The sequence below is a fragment of the Natrinema sp. CRL1 genome (genome assembly GCF_059162405.1).
Genome location: NZ_JBLVOY010000002.1, coordinates 846,105 through 861,931, shown reverse-complemented (window position 1 = coordinate 861,931; position 15,827 = coordinate 846,105). Strand labels below are relative to the sequence as shown.

The window sequence follows — 15,827 nt, the reverse complement described above, 5'->3', positions numbered from 1 at the left end:
AACCGTCGCCCGATGGCCGAGGACGATTCGCCAGCCGAAACCGACGATCCGTCAGCGATTCGATCGATCGCGCTGTCGCCGGACGACGCCGTCGACGCATTCGTCTACGGACGGGAGAACCCCGGCGATGCCGTCCTTCGAGTGACCCCGCCGTTTCACGGCCGAATGCGCGCTCGGATCCACGTCTACCGCGTCGACGACACCGAACTGACCGGCGCAATCCACCTCTCGCCAGCCGAGCTCATCGCAGACGAGGTCGTCGCGGACTATCCTGACCTCGAGTCGGCGCTCGCGGATGTCGATGCGGACGACCCGGACACGACCGATCGCGCCCGCGAGCGCCACGTCGAGGCCGTCGAGGAGTGGCAAACGCGGGCCCGCAAAGCAATCGTGGACTCGGTCGCGCTCGAGACCGACGACGGGCCACAGCGCGTCGAACTCAAACCGCTCGGGTAACGCGGGCGACGACTCCAACGACTCGCGATCGCCCGCGTTGGGCCGATCGGCGTCGTTTTTCGGGGAGCCCGCCCCGTCCCGTACTTTCACTTTCACTCCGGACGGGTCGGTTTGACGTACTATCGGTCCAACTGAGAGCTATGCAACTGGCCGTCGAGGGAACCGACGAACGACGCGACCGCGATGAGGGGAGCAACCGACACGCATCTCGGTCGACCGGCAACCGCACGGGACACCGACAGGGAGAACGCCGACGGATCGATGTCTCCGATCTGCATGCGGCGGGGATCGACGAGTTTGTGCGCTCGAACGTCGAGACCGACGCCGTCTCGCTCGAGCACCGCGGAGGCCGAACGTACCTGCTGCTCGAGGACTGAGCCCACTGTATCCGCCGTTGTGCGGCCACTCGAGGCGACCGTCACACGAGCGGAGGACGGCGTCGGCATCGCTCTCGAGCAGGCCCGAACTCGCCCGTTCGATGGCGGTTCCGGGTGGCAGTACTCTCCGTCGGTTCGAAAAGAGGCGCTCTCGTGTGGCTTCGCCAGCTCCGCGGCTTAGAGGCGCTGGAGGTGGACTTCGTCGTCGGTAATCGACTCGACGTGCTCGTCGTCGAGCGGATAGGTGTCCTCGTCGCTGTCGCCCCAGCCGAGTTTCGATTTGATCGTGTCTGTCATTCCGGGGTTGGGATCGACGTGAGCGGTCCCGGCGCTGACAGACTGGACGATGCCGATCTCGTCGCCGTTGGCGTTGACAACTCGTTTCCCCTCGTCGTCGTCGGTGAAGTGTGCGGACATGCAGTTCCCGATCCGCCCGACAGGCGGGTATAGACTGTCCCTGCACCTGCCCGGGGTCGCGATCCGAACATGACGGGCGTGCTAATGGGCCGCTCGAGCGGAATCGGTACCACTAATCCGCCGGAACCGAGACCGCCGACAATGAAACTCGCGCGGATCGCGACGGAGGACGGACCGGTCGCCGGACGGTACGAGGGCGGCGTCGTGCACACCGACGACGGCGTCTACGAGGTCGAATCGGACGCGGACTTGTTGCCGCCCTGCGAGCCCTCGGCGCTGTACTGCGTCGGGCGTAACTTCGCAGAGACCCTCGATCAGATGGAGTACGAACGACCCGACGAACCCGACTTCTTCATCAAGCCGCCCGCGTCGCTCGTCGGCCACGAGGACCCGGTTCCCTACCCCGGATTCAGCGACGAAGTGACCTACGCCGGCGAACTCGCGGCCGTCATCGACGAACCCTGTCGAAACGTCTCGGAAACCGAGGTGTCCGACGTCGTCCGGGGCTACACGATCCTGAACGATATGGACGCGCTCGACCAGGGCGGCCGCACGGCCCGCAAGGCGTTCGACGCCTCCGGCCCGCTCGGGCCGTGGATCGAAACCGCCGTCGATCCAACCGATATCGACATGTACACCGACGTAGCCGGCGAGCGCCGCCAAGAGGCGACCACCGAACTGATGCTGTTCGAGCCCGCCGAGATCGTTTCCTTCCTCTCGCGCCGATTCACCTTCCGGCCCGGCGACGTGATCTCCTTCGGCAGCCCCGCCAACCCCGGCCTCGTCGACCCCGGCGACACCGTCGAAATCACCTACGAGGGCGTCGGCACGCTCCGCAACACCGTCGTCGACTCGAGCGAGCGAGAGAAGTCGCCGCTCGAGGACGACACGGTTCGCACGTAGACCAGCACGGATACGGACGTGTAACGGCATCCTGGCGATCCACCGCCGGGTGGGACTGAAAGGGGCTGACGCTCTCGTGGAGGGTTCGCGAGCGACACGCGAGAGCGTCAGGGGCTTTCGAAATGGTTGTCGAGACCATCTCCTGAACAGCGCCAGTACTCGAGGACACGGGTAGAAAGGCACTTCACGGTGACCACCCACCGACGACACGTGAGCGCTGACGCCACGCGACGCGTCGAAGTCTATCCCGACCGGGAGGTCGTCGTCGAGTTCGATCCCGACCTCACGTTCGAGTGCGTCGACGACTGTACGTGGTGTTGTCACCACGGCGTGCTCCTCTACGACCGGGACCTGCTCGAGTTAGCCCAGCGGGCGAACCTCGCCGACACGACGACGGAGTTCCGCGGCGAGAAGTTCGTCACCCGCGAGGGGAAAGACCGCGACGACCACGTTGCCGACGATGGCTCGGCCTGTGCGTTCCTCCGGGAGGACGGCCTCTGTTCGCTGCATCTCGAGGAGGACTGGAAACCGACCCGGTGTTCGGTCTTCCCGCTGGGGGTCTGGCTCGAGGACGGCGACCTCCACGTCGATATTCGAGAGTCGGCCCACGAGCACTGCGAAGGGTTGAACGTCAGCGAGCGAAGCGTTATCGACAATCTCGAGGCCTTTTTGCCGGAATTACTTTGGGAACTCGAGAATCCGGATTCGGATCGGGAACTCTAATCCCATCTGGCTGCGGTCGATACGTGACCGGCGACCGTTCAGTCGAGATCGATGACTGATATATAGACAGACAACACTGTGGGGAGAGATACCATGTCTCTCCAAGCGTTTAAAGGGCTGCCGTACGTAGTAAACTTGTGTCAGAAGATTCCGGGCGACGGAACCTCCGTATGCCCAACAGCGATGAAGTATTCGCCGTCGTAACCGAACACCTCGGTGGCAACCACGTCCAACTGCGGTGTGAAGACGGCAAGGAACGGCTCGGCCGCATCCCCGGTCGCATGAAATACCGGACCTGGATCGAGCAAGACGACATCGTCGTCGCCGAGCCGTGGGACTGGCAAGACGAGAAGGCCACGATCGAGTGGCGCTACACCGGCCAGGACGCAGATCAACTGCGTCGTGAAGGCCACATCGATTGATCCCCGGTAGCGGGTTCGATTTCGACTAGATTTCTCTCGAGACTGTTCGCGAGTGGATACACTTGTCGCCGGCTCTCACACCAGAGCGAATCAGATCCAACATTGACGGCCCAGTCTGGTTTCCGTTCCAACTGTATTTCTGCGGGACAAAATATCACTTCCGTGGAAAATCCATTAGTATGGGAAGCCACGACCGTCGGGATTTTCTTCTGGGAGGCTGTGTCACGACAATCTCTTGTCTAGCTGGCTGTTCGTTCGCGGTTCGTCCGATGGCCGATTTCTCGTTGGTTAACGACGATACTGAACGCAGCTATACTGTCCATGTCATGATTACGTCGACTGACGATGACGATGAACTTTACAACGACACGTATCAGTTAGAGTCCGGCTGGTCACAGCTCATCGAAGAAGACGTATTTGAGTCCACAGCAATGCCGGTTCGAGATTACTGTCGACGGCTCGCTCACAGATAGTCTCACCTTCAACCCGAGTTGTCGGAGTTCCGACTCGGAGAACGACAATCTCGATATCGTTATCGATCCCCCGGAGACCGAGTACTTTCAAAAGACATGCGGCGGCGGAGTATAGTGAACAGAAGAGAGGATACGAAATGCAGTCGTTCCGCTCTGCCGACATGCGAGTTATCGAAAGAGTCAACGGACTGCCGGCTAAGTGAGCCGGTCGTCCCGAAGCAACCGCTCAGTAGTGAAAGCCGTGACGACCGCTAGCGGCTGGTTCGCGCCTCAACGCGCATTTCGACGTATCGATCCGCCCACGTTCGGACGTATCGCTCGAGGGACTCGTGGACGGGAGAGATGAGTCCGTCCGTCGGGGCGTGATCGACGCGGTCGGCTTCGTCTTCGAGTGCGGACTGCTCGCCCGGTTTCCGTGGCCCTTCTGGAAAACTCATCGTGCTAGCATATACCGTAGCAAACGTAATAAAAATTGAGGTTGATAAATCGATACGCGATAGCAGCGTTAGAGGAGCCGCTGTGGAGCCACACCGGTGTTGAGCGGTCACCGTCCCTCGCCAACCATGCGGAGGAATCACACGGGCGTAGCAGAGGACAATACTCTTATTCGAATCCTCCAAAAGAGGGGCTCACGACTCAATGACACGTTCGTCGTCCGCGAGCATCCAGAAGACGTTCCTCGAGTATCAGCACATCCTCGTATTCATCGCCCCACTGGCGTTCGTCCTCGGGGTGTACTTTCTGGCACCGACGCCGGACGGGGCCGGGGCTGGCTACTGGCTGGAGTACGCGTGGCTCTTCGTCCCGTTTCTCATCGGTGCGACCATCGTCAACACCGTCGGGATCAGCGGCTCCGCGATCTTCGTCCCCTTCCTCATCTTCATTTTCCCGCTCTTCGCGTATCCTTTAGAGCCCGAGACGCTGGTCAAAATCGGCCTGCTCAGCGAATCGTTCGGCCTCTCGAGTTCGTCGCTGGCGTTCATCCAGCACGGACTGGTCGACCGGCGGCTGGCGCTGAGCCTCGTCCTCGGCGGGATTCCGTTCGTCGTTACCGGAGCTTTCCTCTCGTTCGTCATCCCGGAACCCGTTTTCCACGCGCTGCTGGCAATCGCGCTGCTCTCGGCGGCATACCTGCTGTTCAAGGCCGATCTCAGCCACGAAGCACCGGACGCGGCGGACGACTCGTCGGTCGCGACCGACGGCGGGCTACCGGACGACGCCGCGAAACCCGGCGTCGCCGGCGTTCGAACCGCCGAGAACGGCACCGTGACCCGCGCCGACCGCGACGGAAACGGCTACGAGTACTCACGGGGCGGCTACCTCGAGCGGTTCGCCAATTATAGCGTCGGCGGTGTCTTTCAGGGGCTGGCTGGCTTCGGGATCGGCGAATTAGGCATCATCTCGATGCTCCGAACGAACGTTCCGGTTCGGATCGCTATCGGGACGAACCACATCGTCGTCGCCTTGACGGCCATTCTCGCCTCCGTCGTCCACGTCTTCGGCGGCGGACTGGTCCCTGGCGGCCACACGATGAACCTGGCGTCGACGCCGTGGAACATGGTCATCTGGACCTGCCCGGCGGCCGCGACGGGCGGCCAGATCGCCCCCTACGTCTCGGCCGCGCTCGACACCACGACGATCAAGAAAGGCGTCGGCGCGCTGTTCGCGATTATCGCCGTCGCACTGTTCCTGATGGCCTTCGGCGGGTTCTGACGGCGGGCCGGTCGGCAGCAACTCGAACCGTCGACGATTCCGGACCCCTTCTCCCGATTCAACGAGTCAGCGCGTCGCCCCCTTCCACTCGCGCAGGCCGACGGTCTCCCCGTCGATAGCCTCCCGCTCGGCCTCCGTCGCCGCCCAGACGAACATCGGCGCGACCGACGCTGGATCGCGGCCGACCTCACCCGAGAGCCCCGTTGCGACGGTACCGGGGTCCAGACACCCCACAACGAACTCGGTGTCGGCGGCGAACCCGCGAGCCACCGCCTCCGCTGTCGCCTTCGAAATCGCGTAGGAGCCATAGCCCGCGTGCCCGTCTCGAGCGACCGAGCCCGTTGGCACGAGCACTCGCGCGTCGTCGTTCAGGTGCGGTAGGGATTCCCTGAGCGTCGCGTACACGCCGCGACCGTTGGTCCGCCAGTGGTCGTCGAACGCCGAATACGATTCGCCGTCGGTCGGGGTCTGCCCCGGCTCGCCGTGGTAGACCCCCGCGGCGGGGACGACCACGTCGATACCGGACTCGGGTCCCGCCCGCGAGGCGGTCTCGGTCAGCCGTTCCACGTCGTACTCGTCTCTGACATCGGTTCGGTGACCGCCCGCTGTGCCGCCCGCGCGCTCGAGGGCATCGACGGTCGCCGCGACTTCGTCGGCGTCTCGAGCGCCGACGACGACGGTGGCACCTTCGGTTGCGAACGCCTCGGCGACGGCACGGCCGATGCCGCGCGTGCCGCCGGTTACGACGGCTGTCGTTCCGTCCATACGTCCGCTACGGGATCTAGCTACAGGAACCCCCCGGACCACACGGTAGCCGCGGACGGAACGTCGCCCGTCGCTTCCCCTCCCCGATAACGGGTCGGGTTCCCTACCTATGTGTGAACCACGTTTAACACAGGTCAGATACTCATGTCGACCATGCAATCGCTGGACGGTGAGTCGGTCGTCGTGATCGGGGGCGGCATCGGTGGGCTCTCGACGGCCTGTTATCTCGCGGACGCGGGTGCGGACGTACGCGTTATCGAAAAGAACGAACAGGTCGGCGGCCGAGCGAGCCGCCTCGAGAAGGACGGCTTCCGGTTCGATATGGGTCCCTCGTGGTATCTGATGCCCGACGTCTTCGAGCGGTTTTTCGCCGATTTCGGCCGGATACCCAGCGACTACTACGACCTCGAGCACCTCGATCCGCACTATCGGATTTTCTTCAAGGACGGGGATCAGGTCGACGTAACGCCGGACCTCGAGCGAACGAAAGCGCTCTTCGAGGAGTACGAGGACGGCGCGGGCGAGGCCTTAGAGCGCTATCTCGCGAAGTCGAAGGAGAACTACGAGGTGGGGATGGAACACTTCGTCTACGAGGACCGCGAGCGCCTGCGGGACTATATCGACCTCGACGTGGCCCGACAGGCACGGGGCCTCTCGCTCCTGGGATCGATGCAGGGCCACGTCGAGGGCTACTTCGACCATCCGAAACTCCAGCAGATCATGCAGTACACGCTGGTGTTTCTGGGCGGCTCGCCTACGAACACGCCGGCGCTGTACAACCTGATGAGCCACGTCGATTTCAACCTCGGCGTCTGGTATCCCGACGGCGGTATCGGTGCGGTTATCGACGGCATCGCGGAGTTGGGGACCGAACTCGGTGTCGAGTACGATACCGAGCGCCCGGCGACGGAGATCAAGGGCCACACGGGCGGGTTCGAAGTCGAGACCGCAAAGGGGCCCGTGCAGGCCGATCTGGTCGTGAGCAACGCCGACTACGCTCACACCGAGCAGGAACTGCTGACCCCCGAACGACGCGGCTACGACGCCGACTACTGGGACGAGCGGACCTACGCCCCCTCCGCGTTCTTGCTCTATCTGGGCGTCGAGGGCGACGTCGACGAACTCGCCCACCACACGCTCGTCTTGCCGACCGACTGGACCGACCACTTCGATCAGATCTTCGAGGACCCGCAGTGGCCCGACGATCCCGCCTACTACTGCTGTGTGCCCTCCGAAACCGACGACGATGTCGCGCCCGACGGCCACAGCGCCCTGTTCGTCCTCGTCCCGATCGCGCCCGGTCTCGAGGACACGCCCGAAATCCGCGACGAGTACCGCGATCGAGTGCTCGCCGACATCGCCACAAACACCGGCACCGACCTGCGGGACCGGATCGTCCTCGAAGAGCGGTTCTCCGTCGCGGACTTCGCAGACCGGTACAACAGCTACGGCGGCACGGCGCTGGGACTGGCCCACACCCTCCGACAGACCTCCCTCTTCCGGCCGCCGCACCGATCGAAAGAAGTCGACGGGCTCTACTTCGCGGGCGGCGACACCACGCCCGGAATCGGCGTCCCGATGTGTCTCATCAGCGGCGAACTGACCGCCGAGAAAGTGCTCGCGGACCACGGAGACGGGAGCCGACCGTGACGAACCCGCGACGGGACGGCCGGGACGAACGGACCGATCGACCGGCCCATCGAACCGACCACACAGCGCGCTCGAGACCCTATCGATGACCCCGACCCCGACGGCCGAGAGCGAGACGAGCGTCGGCGACCAGCTGTCGTACCTGCTGACCCTCTCGCGGCCGCGGTTCTGGCTGTACCTCGCGGGTCCCGTTCTGGTGGGGGCAGCCTACGCCGCGACGACCGTCGGCGACCTGTTTGCACCCGCCGCGATCGCGCTGTTCGCCTACTTCCTCCTGCCGGCGAACGTCTTCCTCTACGGGATCAACGACATCTACGACCGGGAGATCGACGCAGCGAATCCGAAGAAGGAGGACCGCGAGACGCGGTATCGGGGCCAGCGATACGTTCCCGCAGCCGTCGGGATCTGTGCGACCCTTCCGTTGCTCTTTGCCCCGCTCGTCGGAACGGCGGCGATCCCGTGGCTCGTCGCCTTCCTCGTCCTCGGGGCGGCCTACAGCGCCCCGCCGGTCCGATTCAAAACGACGCCGCTGCTCGATTCGATCTCGAACGGGCTCTACATCACACCGGGCGCGGCCGCCTACGCCGCCGTCGCCGGCACACAGCCGCCGGCTCTGGCCGTTGCGGGCGGTTGGCTGTGGGCCATGGGGATGCACACCTTCTCGGCGATCCCCGATATTGAACCCGACCGCGAGACCGGGATCCGAACGACCGCGACGGTTCTCGGCGAGGGTCGAACCTACGCCTACTGCGGCGCGTGCTGGCTCGCGAGCGCGGTCGCCTTCGGCGCGCTCGATGTCCGGCTGGGCGCGCTCATGCTCGTCTATCCCGCGCTCGTGGCCGCCATCGCCACTGCGAGCGTCGCCGCCGACCGCGCCTACTGGTGGTTCCCCGCGATCAACACTGCCGTCGGAGCGCTCCTGACGATGGGCGGCCTCTGGAGGCTGTTCTATGGCTAGAGAGCCGGATCGCTCGCCCTCGAGTGCGAATCCGAATCCGGGGCCCGAGGGCGACGCTCTCGACGCAGACGGCACCCGAGCCGCGGTGCAACGTCGACTCGAGGCGCTCGTCCACGAGAACCGATTTACGATCGCGGTAGTCTTCCCGATCATCGGCGCGGTGACGCTGGTCGGGAGCGCCGAGGGATGGCTCCCCGACCCGCTGGCGTACAACCCACTGTTGATCCTGTTCGGGACGCTGGTGATGCGTTCGCCGCTCGTCGTCGCCCTGCTGCCGCGGATCGACCGCCGGGCGGTCGCCGTTCTCGCCGTCTTAATCGGCTACACCTACGCCATCGAACTCGTGGGCGTACAGACCGGCTGGCCCTACGGTACGTTCGAGTACGGGATCCGGCTCGGGCCGATGGTCGGCGGCGACGTGCCGCTCGCGCTGCCGCTGTTTTTCGTCCCGCTGGTGGTGAACGCCTACCTGCTCACGCTGCTGGTCCTCCGCGAGCGGGCCGGACGGCTCGTCCCTCGATTGCTCGCAGCCATCGCCACTGTCCTCGCAGTCGACCTGGTGCTCGATCCCGGGGCCGTCGCGATCGGGTTCTGGACGTACGTCCCGCCGGGGGGCTACTACGGCGTTCCCGCCTCGAACTACTGGGGCTGGCTCCTCTCTGGAACCGTCGCCGTCGTCCTCGTCGATCTGGCGTTCGATCGCACGGCGTTGCTCGAGCGCGTTCGGACCTGTGAGTTCGCGCTGGACGATCTGGTAAGTTTCGTCCTGCTCTGGGGCACGATCAACGTCCTCTACGGCAACTGGATTCCCGCTGGCGTCGCCGGCCTGTTCTGTCTCGGACTTCTCCGGACCGAGCGGTACGATCTCGAGACGATTCGGACGGCGCTGCCGACGGGATGGTTCCGGCGATGACGGGAGGAACATGCCGGGGATCCGTTTTTCCACTCGAGGCGTGTTACCTCTCTATGGCTACCAGAGAGCCGATCGAGTGTCCGGTCTGCCGGGAACCGCCGGCGGCCGATCAGCAACTCGAGGAGCACCTGTTCGCCGCCCACTCCAAGCGCAAACTGGCGAAGTTCATCGTCGCCGAGACGACTGCGCTGACCACCGAAAACATCTCAGAGTAGCACGTGGCGGCAACCCGCGCGGGCTGGACCGTGGGACGGGAATCGACCGGTTGATCAGACGAACAGACTCGAGATCACGTCACCGAAGCGGAGCATTGACATCCTCCTCCGCGTTCACGCGGAGGAGGATGTCAAAACTCGACGGTCGGTCGCGGGGACAACGAACGAATAGCCACTATCTCGTGGGGATTGATCTGTCGCCGATCGCTACCGAGTCGGAACGCCGTCGCCGTGTTCCGGACCCAGCCGATCGCGCTCGCCGGCCGGCACCGCCGAGACCCGCTGAAACACCGCCTCGGGGTCGCGGTTCCAGTGCCAGTGCCAGCGCGTCTTCGCGAGACACCATAGCTTCCGGGCCGTCGATAACGACGGCTCCTGGGAGAGCACGTCGTACTCCTGTGCGCGGATGACCGCGTGGTGTTCCGCGTAGAGGACCGCTGCCAGCAAGACCGGGAGCTGGCAGTCCTCGGGCAGATACCGGATGCCGGCCACGCCCTCGCGGTAGAGGTCTTCCGTCCGCTGGAGTTCGGCGGCCATCGCCGCCGCGAACGACTCGGAGTGCTCGAGCCGTTCGATCTGGGCGGGGTCGACCCCGTGGTCTCGAAGCGTCTCCTGTGGTACGTAGATCCGATCGCGTTCGAGGATATCCTCGCGAACGTCGCGGAGGAAGTTCGTCATCTGGAACGCTTCGCCGAGTTTGACCGCGTGGGGCAGCGCGGTCTCCGCCTCCTCCGGCTCCATGATCGCGGTCATCATCACGCCGACCGACGCGGCGGAACCCCGCATGTACGACTCGAGTTTGCCGTAGGTGTCATACCGGCTCGTCTCGATGTCCGTTGCCATCGCGTCGATGAACGTCTCGATCTCCGCGTCGGCGATCCCGTATCGGTCTCGGAGTTCCTGGAACGCCTCGAGCACCGGGTCGTCGGGCTCGCGCTCGCCGAGCGCTTGGGCTCGGAGCTCCTCGAGTTGGGCCCGCTGTGTCTCCGGCGAGACGTCGGCGGCGTCGTCGACGACCTCGTCCGCGATTCGGAAGAACGCATAGAGGACGTGCGTCGCGTGTCGCACTCGCTCGGGGAGAAACCGCGTCGCGAGATAGAACGTCTTTCCGGTTCGTTTCTGTATCGCCTTACCCGCATCGATGTGTTCCTGTTGCATTCTCTCCTCGTTGACCCTGCCGATGGCGACCGGATGTCTATTATACGACAGACGCATATAAAATAACACCCCCTCACTATGTTCAGTCGGCGGCCATCGGCGGTGACGACCGCCGTGAGAATCGCCGAAGCGACCGTGCGCGCCGATCGCGAACATGTTGATTTCAATAAATATAACGCCCATGAACATTTATGTAGACGTTTGTGGAGAATCCGCATGGAGATCAGGCGTGCCGGGATACTGAGCCGCTCCGGCGACGGTCCGAGCGCCGGTTCCGGCGGTAACGAGACCGATCCGGCCGGCGGCGGGCGCTCCGAGACGGCGGTACGACGAGGAGATCTCCAATCGAAACCGGATCGCACAGTCCACGTCCCTGTCACCCGTGGTTGTGTTCGCGACCGGTCGTCTCGCGGCGACCGATCGCGTAACCCGTTGGAATCGGCGACGATCGTCCGTAGCCGAACAAATACCTATGTGTGATTATGACATAGTTCGAGCCATGGTGAGCGATCAGATCACACACGGACGGTCGCGGTGTCGGAACTGCGGGTTCGAAGCGCCGGGCGGGGACGACGAGTGGCGGCGGATCGAGGTCCCGAAACTGGGCCGGATGACCCAGTGTCCGAACTGCAAGAGCACAGACATCATTACCAGCCGGTGAGAGCGAAGACGGCAGCGACAGCGACGGCACGATACAGCCGGAGCCACGGGGGTCCGTGCAGACAGACTCTTGAGTGTCTCGACCCTATTGAAGCCCATGAGCAACGAGTCAGATCACGCCCCGACGAGCGACGACGAGTGGCGCGAGCGACTGAGCGACGAGGAGTACCGCATCCTCCGCGAGGCGGGCACCGAAGCGCCGTTCAGCGGCGAGTACGTCGACCACAAGGAAGACGGCTCCTACGCGTGTGCCGGCTGCGGAACCGAACTGTTCGAGTCCGGAACGAAGTTCGAATCCGGCTGTGGCTGGCCGAGTTTCTACGATGTCGACGACGACCGGGTCGAAACCCGGACCGACACCAGCCACGGCATGCGCCGGACCGAAGTGCTCTGTGCGAACTGCGGCGGTCACCTCGGCCACGTCTTCGAGGACGGCCCCGAACCGACCGGCAAACGCTACTGCATCAACTCCGTCGCCCTCGAGTTCGACGACGAATAACGGCGACGACCGCGACCGCGCTCACGCGACGGGAAGCGTAAACGAGAACGTCGCGCCCTCGCCGGGCTCGGAGTCGACCCAGATGTCGCCGCCGTGGCGCTCGACGATGCGCTGACAGAGCGCGAGGCCGATCCCCGTTCCCTCGTACTCCTCGCGACCGTGGAGTCGGTCGAAGACGGTAAACACCCGCTCGTGATCCTCGGGATCGATGCCGATCCCCTCGTCCCGAACCGAGATTACCCACTCCCGGCTCCGCCGTTTGGCGCTCACCCGAACCTGCGGCGGCTCCTCGCCCGAGTATGTGATCGCGTTACACAGCAAGTTCTGGAACACCTGCCGCAACTGGCTGGCGTCGCCCTCGACCTGCGGAAGTGGTTCGGTCTCGATTTCCGCGTCGCTTTCCTCGATATGGAACTGCAGATCCGCACGGACGTCCTCGAGGACGGCCGCTAAATCGACTGATTCGAACGGGTCACCCTGCGTCGACACCCGGGAGTACTCGAGGAGGCCGTCGATCATCTCGCGCATGCGCTCGGCTCCGTCGACGGCGAAGTCGAGGAACTCCTCGCCGTCCTCGTCGAAGGCGTCGCCGTACCGGGCCTCGAGCAGTTGGAGGTAGCTCGTGACCATCCGCAGGGGCTCTTGGAGGTCGTGGGAGGCCGCGTAGGCAAACTGCTCTAAGCGCTCGTTCGACTCCTCGAGGGCGCGTTCGCGCTGTTTTCGCTCGAGTTCGTACTGGACCCACTGGGACATCAGATGGTGGAACGTCCGCTCGGCGTCGGTAAACGCTCGGTCGTGGGTATCCGAGGCGACGAAAAAGAACGTCCGATCGGGTTCGTTCTCGAGTTCGATCCGCGAGCCGAGGTAGGTTTCGACGCCAAACTCGTCGTAGGCGAGCGTGTCGCCGAAGCCGGCGCGGACGGGATCGGTGACGCCGGCGGTCGGCCCGTCGTCGACAGTCAACCGGCAGTAGGTCTCCGAGAGCGGTGCCTGCGTGCCGGGGGTGAGATAGCCGTGGTCGTCGCTTACGGCCTCGACTTCGAACGAGTCGGTCGCCGGATCGATGCGAGCCAGTCCGCCGAGATCGAGGTCGAACCGTTCGCAGCCGAGTTCGAACATGGCCTGTAGTTTCCCCTCGAACGAGCGGTCGGGATCGGCCGTGATTTCGTACAGCGTCCGCTCGTGGAACTCCCGCTGTTCCTGCTCGAGTTGGTACTTGACCCACTGGCCCAGCAGGCGGTGGAAGGTCCGCTCGTCGTCGGTAAACGGCTCCGCTCGCGACTCCGGAGAGACGAAGAAGAACGTCCGGTCGTCCCCGCCCTCGACGGGGACGTAGGTGCCGAGGTACGCTTGCAGCCCGAACTCGTCGTAGACGGTGCTGTCGCCGTAGCCGTCCGCACACGGCTCCGTCACGCTCTCGGCGCGCTCGATTTCGGTGACGGTGGCACAGTAGGTCTCCGAGAGCGGAAGCTCGATCCCGGGTCGGAACTGCCCGTACTCGTCGCTGACGGACTCGAGTTCGAACCGGTCCTCGTCGGCGTCGACGCGGGCCATCGCTCCGATCTCGAGGTCGAACCGATCACAACCGAGATCGAAGAGGGCCTGAAGTTTCTCCTCGAACGAGCGGTCGGGATCGGCCGTGATCTCGTTTTGCCGCTCGAGGTGGTGTTGGTTGTGCTGTAACTCCGCGCGGGCTTCAGTGCGATCGAGTAGTGTGCCCATCATCCGGTCGATTTCGCGCGCCGGCTGATCGGGCCCGAAGAACTCCTCCGGGGGCGTGTAATAGAAGTTCTGACAGACCGTCTGGTCGTAGATCAGGTGCGGGTGGGTCTTGATCACGTCGCGGATGGTTTCCGCGGGAAACTGCTCGCGGTTGTACTGGCAGAGCGCGATCCCGTTTTCCTCCGGAAGGACTCGGTTGAGTTTGCCCTCGTACTCGATGAGCGCCTCGAGCGGCGGGTCGTCGCCGAACACCCACGTCATCTCGCCGGCGATCCGGAGTCCCGCGTACTCGCGTTCGGCCTCCTCGATCGCGTCGGCGAGAAACGCGATCATGTCGTCGGGATCGAATTTGCCGTGTCGAAGGTAGGAATCCTGTGCGGTGTGCATCGTGAGCGCGCCCGACTCGAGCGCGGCGTCGACGTCGACGCCGGCGTCGCGAAGCGCTGTGAGAACCGCACTGGTCTCGTTTTCGTCGGCGATGTAGAGACAGCGCTCGCCGCGCTCGAGACCTTGTTTGACGTACGGAATCATCGTCGCGAACTGCTCGGCTTGGGTCTCGTAGAGCAAGGCGAGGTGATCGTACGAGTCGTGTTCGTCGACCGGTTCGACGGGGCCGCGAAACTCCGGACTCGCTTGCAGCGCCTCGAGGCCGGTCTCGAGTCCAAGAACGTCGTCCTCGGTGGGTTGTATCTGTTTGCTCATGTGGTGTAGTCGGGTCGCGGTCGTTCGGCACGGCTTCTGCCCGGTTCGTTCGAGCGGCGAGCCAATGTCGGTCAGGCGGCGGGGAACGTGCGAGCGCCCGTCGCTCGAGTCGTTCGGTTGCTACCAACAGAGACTGCACACAGTCGGATAAGCCGTCCGGTGACGGACGATTCGGCCGTCCGGACAATGGGGATACGGCGACCGGTTCGGCGGCTGAGAACTACACGCAAGGACGGTCGCGACCTCGAGAGAGTCCCCGAGCCGAACGGTCGAATGCAGGCACTACGCTTTTTGAGATACCCGGCCCACCGCCACCCATGTCGAACGAACGACCGAGCGCCGAGGAACTCCGACAGGGTATCACCGTCGAGATCGTCCAGGACGACGCGGACCCCGAATCCGAGGACACGGAGCCGATCATCGGCGAGATTGGAACGATCCACGGCGACGATCCCGAGGGCCCGCACGTCAAACTCAAGAGCGGTGCCGTCGGGCACGTCCGATCGGTCGTTGCCGACGAGTAACGCGCTCCTTCGGCGCGCTCGAGGCCGTCCTCAACGCCGCCCTCGCCGATTACGTCGAGTCAGCAAGGGGTAACTCCCGCTCCGAAACGTGTGGTCGAAGGACGCCCGACGACCCGACGATTCGGACGGACAATCCGCTCCCGCTGCACCCCCGTCGAACTTTGCTCCGATTCAGTTCGATATATGCAGAAGGATGGGGTGGTTTCTTCGGGTATTCAACTATCTATTCGGCATACATCGATACATTCATGGTTGCGGGAGCGTTATTTCCGACTATGATGCCCGAAGCAGAGTCGATCGGGAGCCGATCGAACGAGGCAGGAGATGTCGTCGCAGCCGTCGACGAGATCGACGGGAACCCGCATCTCGTCGTCGCGAACATCGCTCGAGACGACACCTGGATCGCCATGAGCGAGGCCGACGCCGTCTCGCTCGAGGACTGCCGGTAGCCGCTTCGGGATAACCGACGCCCGACCACCGTTTCGTCTGGGGCCCGTCGGCAGGGAACGCGGTGTGGATCGTCGCCGACCGCGCCGGCCCTATCGTAGTCACTGAAAGTCATTGCACACCTGATCGA

The 15,827-nt window shown here is 64.1% G+C and carries 19 protein-coding genes; 14 read left to right on the top strand and 5 right to left on the bottom strand.

The features are described 5' to 3' along the window. Positions 1-12: 12 nt before the first annotated feature. Together ACJYUO_RS10105 and ACJYUO_RS10100 are read left to right on the top strand one after the other, a co-directional pair. Positions 13-456: a DUF8009 family protein gene (locus ACJYUO_RS10105; RefSeq protein ID WP_494345246.1), complete on the top strand. Its 444-nt coding sequence runs from the start codon at positions 13-15 to the stop codon at positions 454-456. A 140-nt stretch (positions 457-596) separates the two neighbouring features. After that, entirely contained in the window at positions 597-833 is a 237-nt protein-coding gene (locus tag ACJYUO_RS10100; protein WP_494345245.1) for a hypothetical protein, read from the top strand. Positions 834-1,010: 177 nt separating this feature from the next. Here the strand turns inward: ACJYUO_RS10100 and ACJYUO_RS10095 are convergent, their stop codons facing one another. After that, complete coding sequence (locus ACJYUO_RS10095) at positions 1,011-1,250, bottom strand: DUF8593 domain-containing protein (protein WP_494345244.1); 240 nt, start codon at positions 1,248-1,250, stop codon at positions 1,011-1,013. Between the two features lie 141 nt (positions 1,251-1,391). Between ACJYUO_RS10095 and ACJYUO_RS10090 the strand changes: the two genes are divergently transcribed. The 3 genes from ACJYUO_RS10090 to ACJYUO_RS10080 all read left to right on the top strand — a co-directional run bounded on the left by ACJYUO_RS10090 (position 1,392) and on the right by ACJYUO_RS10080 (position 3,298). Then, entirely contained in the window at positions 1,392-2,153 is a 762-nt protein-coding gene (locus tag ACJYUO_RS10090; RefSeq protein ID WP_494345243.1) for a fumarylacetoacetate hydrolase family protein, read from the top strand. 210 nt (positions 2,154-2,363) lie between these two features. Further along, positions 2,364-2,876: a YkgJ family cysteine cluster protein gene (locus ACJYUO_RS10085; protein WP_494345242.1), complete on the top strand. Its 513-nt coding sequence runs from the start codon at positions 2,364-2,366 to the stop codon at positions 2,874-2,876. Positions 2,877-3,013: 137 nt separating this feature from the next. Continuing rightward, a complete protein-coding gene (locus ACJYUO_RS10080; RefSeq protein WP_494345241.1) occupies positions 3,014-3,298 on the top strand; it encodes a translation initiation factor eIF-1A in 285 nt (94 codons plus the stop codon). Between the two features lie 724 nt (positions 3,299-4,022). On the opposite strand, the gene ACJYUO_RS10075 is transcribed toward ACJYUO_RS10080, so the two are convergent. After that, positions 4,023-4,208 (bottom strand): hypothetical protein, encoded by a 186-nt coding sequence (locus tag ACJYUO_RS10075; protein ID WP_494345240.1) that lies wholly within the window; start codon positions 4,206-4,208, stop codon positions 4,023-4,025. A gap of 202 nt (positions 4,209-4,410) precedes the next feature. Here ACJYUO_RS10075 and ACJYUO_RS10070 point away from each other — a divergent pair, with 202 nt between their 5' ends. Then, positions 4,411-5,484 carry a TSUP family transporter gene (locus ACJYUO_RS10070; RefSeq protein ID WP_494345239.1) on the top strand — a complete coding sequence of 358 codons (1,074 nt, stop codon included), beginning with the start codon at positions 4,411-4,413 and terminating at the stop codon, positions 5,482-5,484. 66 nt (positions 5,485-5,550) lie between these two features. Here the strand turns inward: ACJYUO_RS10070 and ACJYUO_RS10065 are convergent, their stop codons facing one another. Continuing rightward, positions 5,551-6,249, bottom strand: coding sequence for an SDR family NAD(P)-dependent oxidoreductase (locus ACJYUO_RS10065; protein WP_494345238.1), 699 nt, complete (start codon positions 6,247-6,249; stop codon positions 5,551-5,553). Between the two features lie 153 nt (positions 6,250-6,402). Here ACJYUO_RS10065 and crtID point away from each other — a divergent pair, with 153 nt between their 5' ends. The 4 genes from crtID to ACJYUO_RS10045 all read left to right on the top strand — a co-directional run bounded on the left by crtID (position 6,403) and on the right by ACJYUO_RS10045 (position 9,985). Continuing rightward, positions 6,403-7,899: a bifunctional phytoene desaturase/3,4-desaturase gene (crtID, locus tag ACJYUO_RS10060; protein ID WP_494345237.1), complete on the top strand. Its 1,497-nt coding sequence runs from the start codon at positions 6,403-6,405 to the stop codon at positions 7,897-7,899. A gap of 85 nt (positions 7,900-7,984) precedes the next feature. Then, positions 7,985-8,857, top strand: coding sequence for a prenyltransferase (locus ACJYUO_RS10055; RefSeq protein ID WP_494345236.1), 873 nt, complete (start codon positions 7,985-7,987; stop codon positions 8,855-8,857). Continuing rightward, a complete protein-coding gene (cruF, locus tag ACJYUO_RS10050; protein WP_494345235.1) occupies positions 8,850-9,770 on the top strand; it encodes a bisanhydrobacterioruberin hydratase in 921 nt (306 codons plus the stop codon). Before ACJYUO_RS10055 ends, cruF begins: the two co-directional genes overlap by 8 nt. A gap of 53 nt (positions 9,771-9,823) precedes the next feature. Then, positions 9,824-9,985 (top strand): hypothetical protein, encoded by a 162-nt coding sequence (locus ACJYUO_RS10045; protein ID WP_494345234.1) that lies wholly within the window; start codon positions 9,824-9,826, stop codon positions 9,983-9,985. A 207-nt stretch (positions 9,986-10,192) separates the two neighbouring features. Here the strand turns inward: ACJYUO_RS10045 and ACJYUO_RS10040 are convergent, their stop codons facing one another. Then, entirely contained in the window at positions 10,193-11,143 is a 951-nt protein-coding gene (locus tag ACJYUO_RS10040; protein ID WP_494345233.1) for a phytoene/squalene synthase family protein, read from the bottom strand. Between the two features lie 499 nt (positions 11,144-11,642). Here ACJYUO_RS10040 and ACJYUO_RS10035 point away from each other — a divergent pair, with 499 nt between their 5' ends. Together ACJYUO_RS10035 and msrB are read left to right on the top strand one after the other, a co-directional pair. Beyond that, a complete protein-coding gene (locus ACJYUO_RS10035; RefSeq protein ID WP_494345232.1) occupies positions 11,643-11,804 on the top strand; it encodes a hypothetical protein in 162 nt (53 codons plus the stop codon). Between the two features lie 96 nt (positions 11,805-11,900). Then, complete coding sequence (msrB, locus tag ACJYUO_RS10030) at positions 11,901-12,302, top strand: peptide-methionine (R)-S-oxide reductase MsrB (protein WP_494345231.1); 402 nt, start codon at positions 11,901-11,903, stop codon at positions 12,300-12,302. Positions 12,303-12,323: 21 nt separating this feature from the next. Here the strand turns inward: msrB and ACJYUO_RS10025 are convergent, their stop codons facing one another. Then, on the bottom strand, positions 12,324-14,726 hold the full coding sequence (locus ACJYUO_RS10025; RefSeq protein WP_494345230.1) for an MEDS domain-containing protein: 2,403 nt from the start codon (positions 14,724-14,726) through the stop codon (positions 12,324-12,326). Between the two features lie 317 nt (positions 14,727-15,043). On the opposite strand from ACJYUO_RS10025, the gene ACJYUO_RS10020 reads away from it, so the two are divergent. Both ACJYUO_RS10020 and ACJYUO_RS10015 read left to right on the top strand, forming a co-directional pair. Further along, positions 15,044-15,250, top strand: coding sequence for a DUF2196 domain-containing protein (locus ACJYUO_RS10020; protein WP_494345229.1), 207 nt, complete (start codon positions 15,044-15,046; stop codon positions 15,248-15,250). Positions 15,251-15,525: 275 nt separating this feature from the next. Next, entirely contained in the window at positions 15,526-15,699 is a 174-nt protein-coding gene (locus tag ACJYUO_RS10015) for a DUF7556 family protein (RefSeq protein WP_494345228.1), read from the top strand. Positions 15,700-15,827: the final 128 nt, after the last annotated feature.

Coding starts and splice junctions, on each gene's coding strand:
- ACJYUO_RS10105 (WP_494345246.1), top strand. CDS start 13: ATGGCCGAGGACGATTCGCCAGCCGAAACCGACGATCCGTCAGCGATT.
- ACJYUO_RS10100 (WP_494345245.1), top strand. CDS start 597: ATGCAACTGGCCGTCGAGGGAACCGACGAACGACGCGACCGCGATGAG.
- ACJYUO_RS10095 (WP_494345244.1), bottom strand. CDS start 1,250: ATGTCCGCACACTTCACCGACGACGACGAGGGGAAACGAGTTGTCAAC.
- ACJYUO_RS10090 (WP_494345243.1), top strand. CDS start 1,392: ATGAAACTCGCGCGGATCGCGACGGAGGACGGACCGGTCGCCGGACGG.
- ACJYUO_RS10075 (WP_494345240.1), bottom strand. CDS start 4,208: ATGAGTTTTCCAGAAGGGCCACGGAAACCGGGCGAGCAGTCCGCACTC.
- ACJYUO_RS10070 (WP_494345239.1), top strand. CDS start 4,411: ATGACACGTTCGTCGTCCGCGAGCATCCAGAAGACGTTCCTCGAGTAT.
- ACJYUO_RS10065 (WP_494345238.1), bottom strand. CDS start 6,249: ATGGACGGAACGACAGCCGTCGTAACCGGCGGCACGCGCGGCATCGGC.
- crtID (WP_494345237.1), top strand. CDS start 6,403: ATGCAATCGCTGGACGGTGAGTCGGTCGTCGTGATCGGGGGCGGCATC.
- ACJYUO_RS10055 (WP_494345236.1), top strand. CDS start 7,985: ATGACCCCGACCCCGACGGCCGAGAGCGAGACGAGCGTCGGCGACCAG.
- cruF (WP_494345235.1), top strand. CDS start 8,850: ATGGCTAGAGAGCCGGATCGCTCGCCCTCGAGTGCGAATCCGAATCCG.
- ACJYUO_RS10045 (WP_494345234.1), top strand. CDS start 9,824: ATGGCTACCAGAGAGCCGATCGAGTGTCCGGTCTGCCGGGAACCGCCG.
- ACJYUO_RS10040 (WP_494345233.1), bottom strand. CDS start 11,143: ATGCAACAGGAACACATCGATGCGGGTAAGGCGATACAGAAACGAACC.
- ACJYUO_RS10035 (WP_494345232.1), top strand. CDS start 11,643: ATGGTGAGCGATCAGATCACACACGGACGGTCGCGGTGTCGGAACTGC.
- msrB (WP_494345231.1), top strand. CDS start 11,901: ATGAGCAACGAGTCAGATCACGCCCCGACGAGCGACGACGAGTGGCGC.
- ACJYUO_RS10025 (WP_494345230.1), bottom strand. CDS start 14,726: ATGAGCAAACAGATACAACCCACCGAGGACGACGTTCTTGGACTCGAG.
- ACJYUO_RS10020 (WP_494345229.1), top strand. CDS start 15,044: ATGTCGAACGAACGACCGAGCGCCGAGGAACTCCGACAGGGTATCACC.
- ACJYUO_RS10015 (WP_494345228.1), top strand. CDS start 15,526: ATGATGCCCGAAGCAGAGTCGATCGGGAGCCGATCGAACGAGGCAGGA.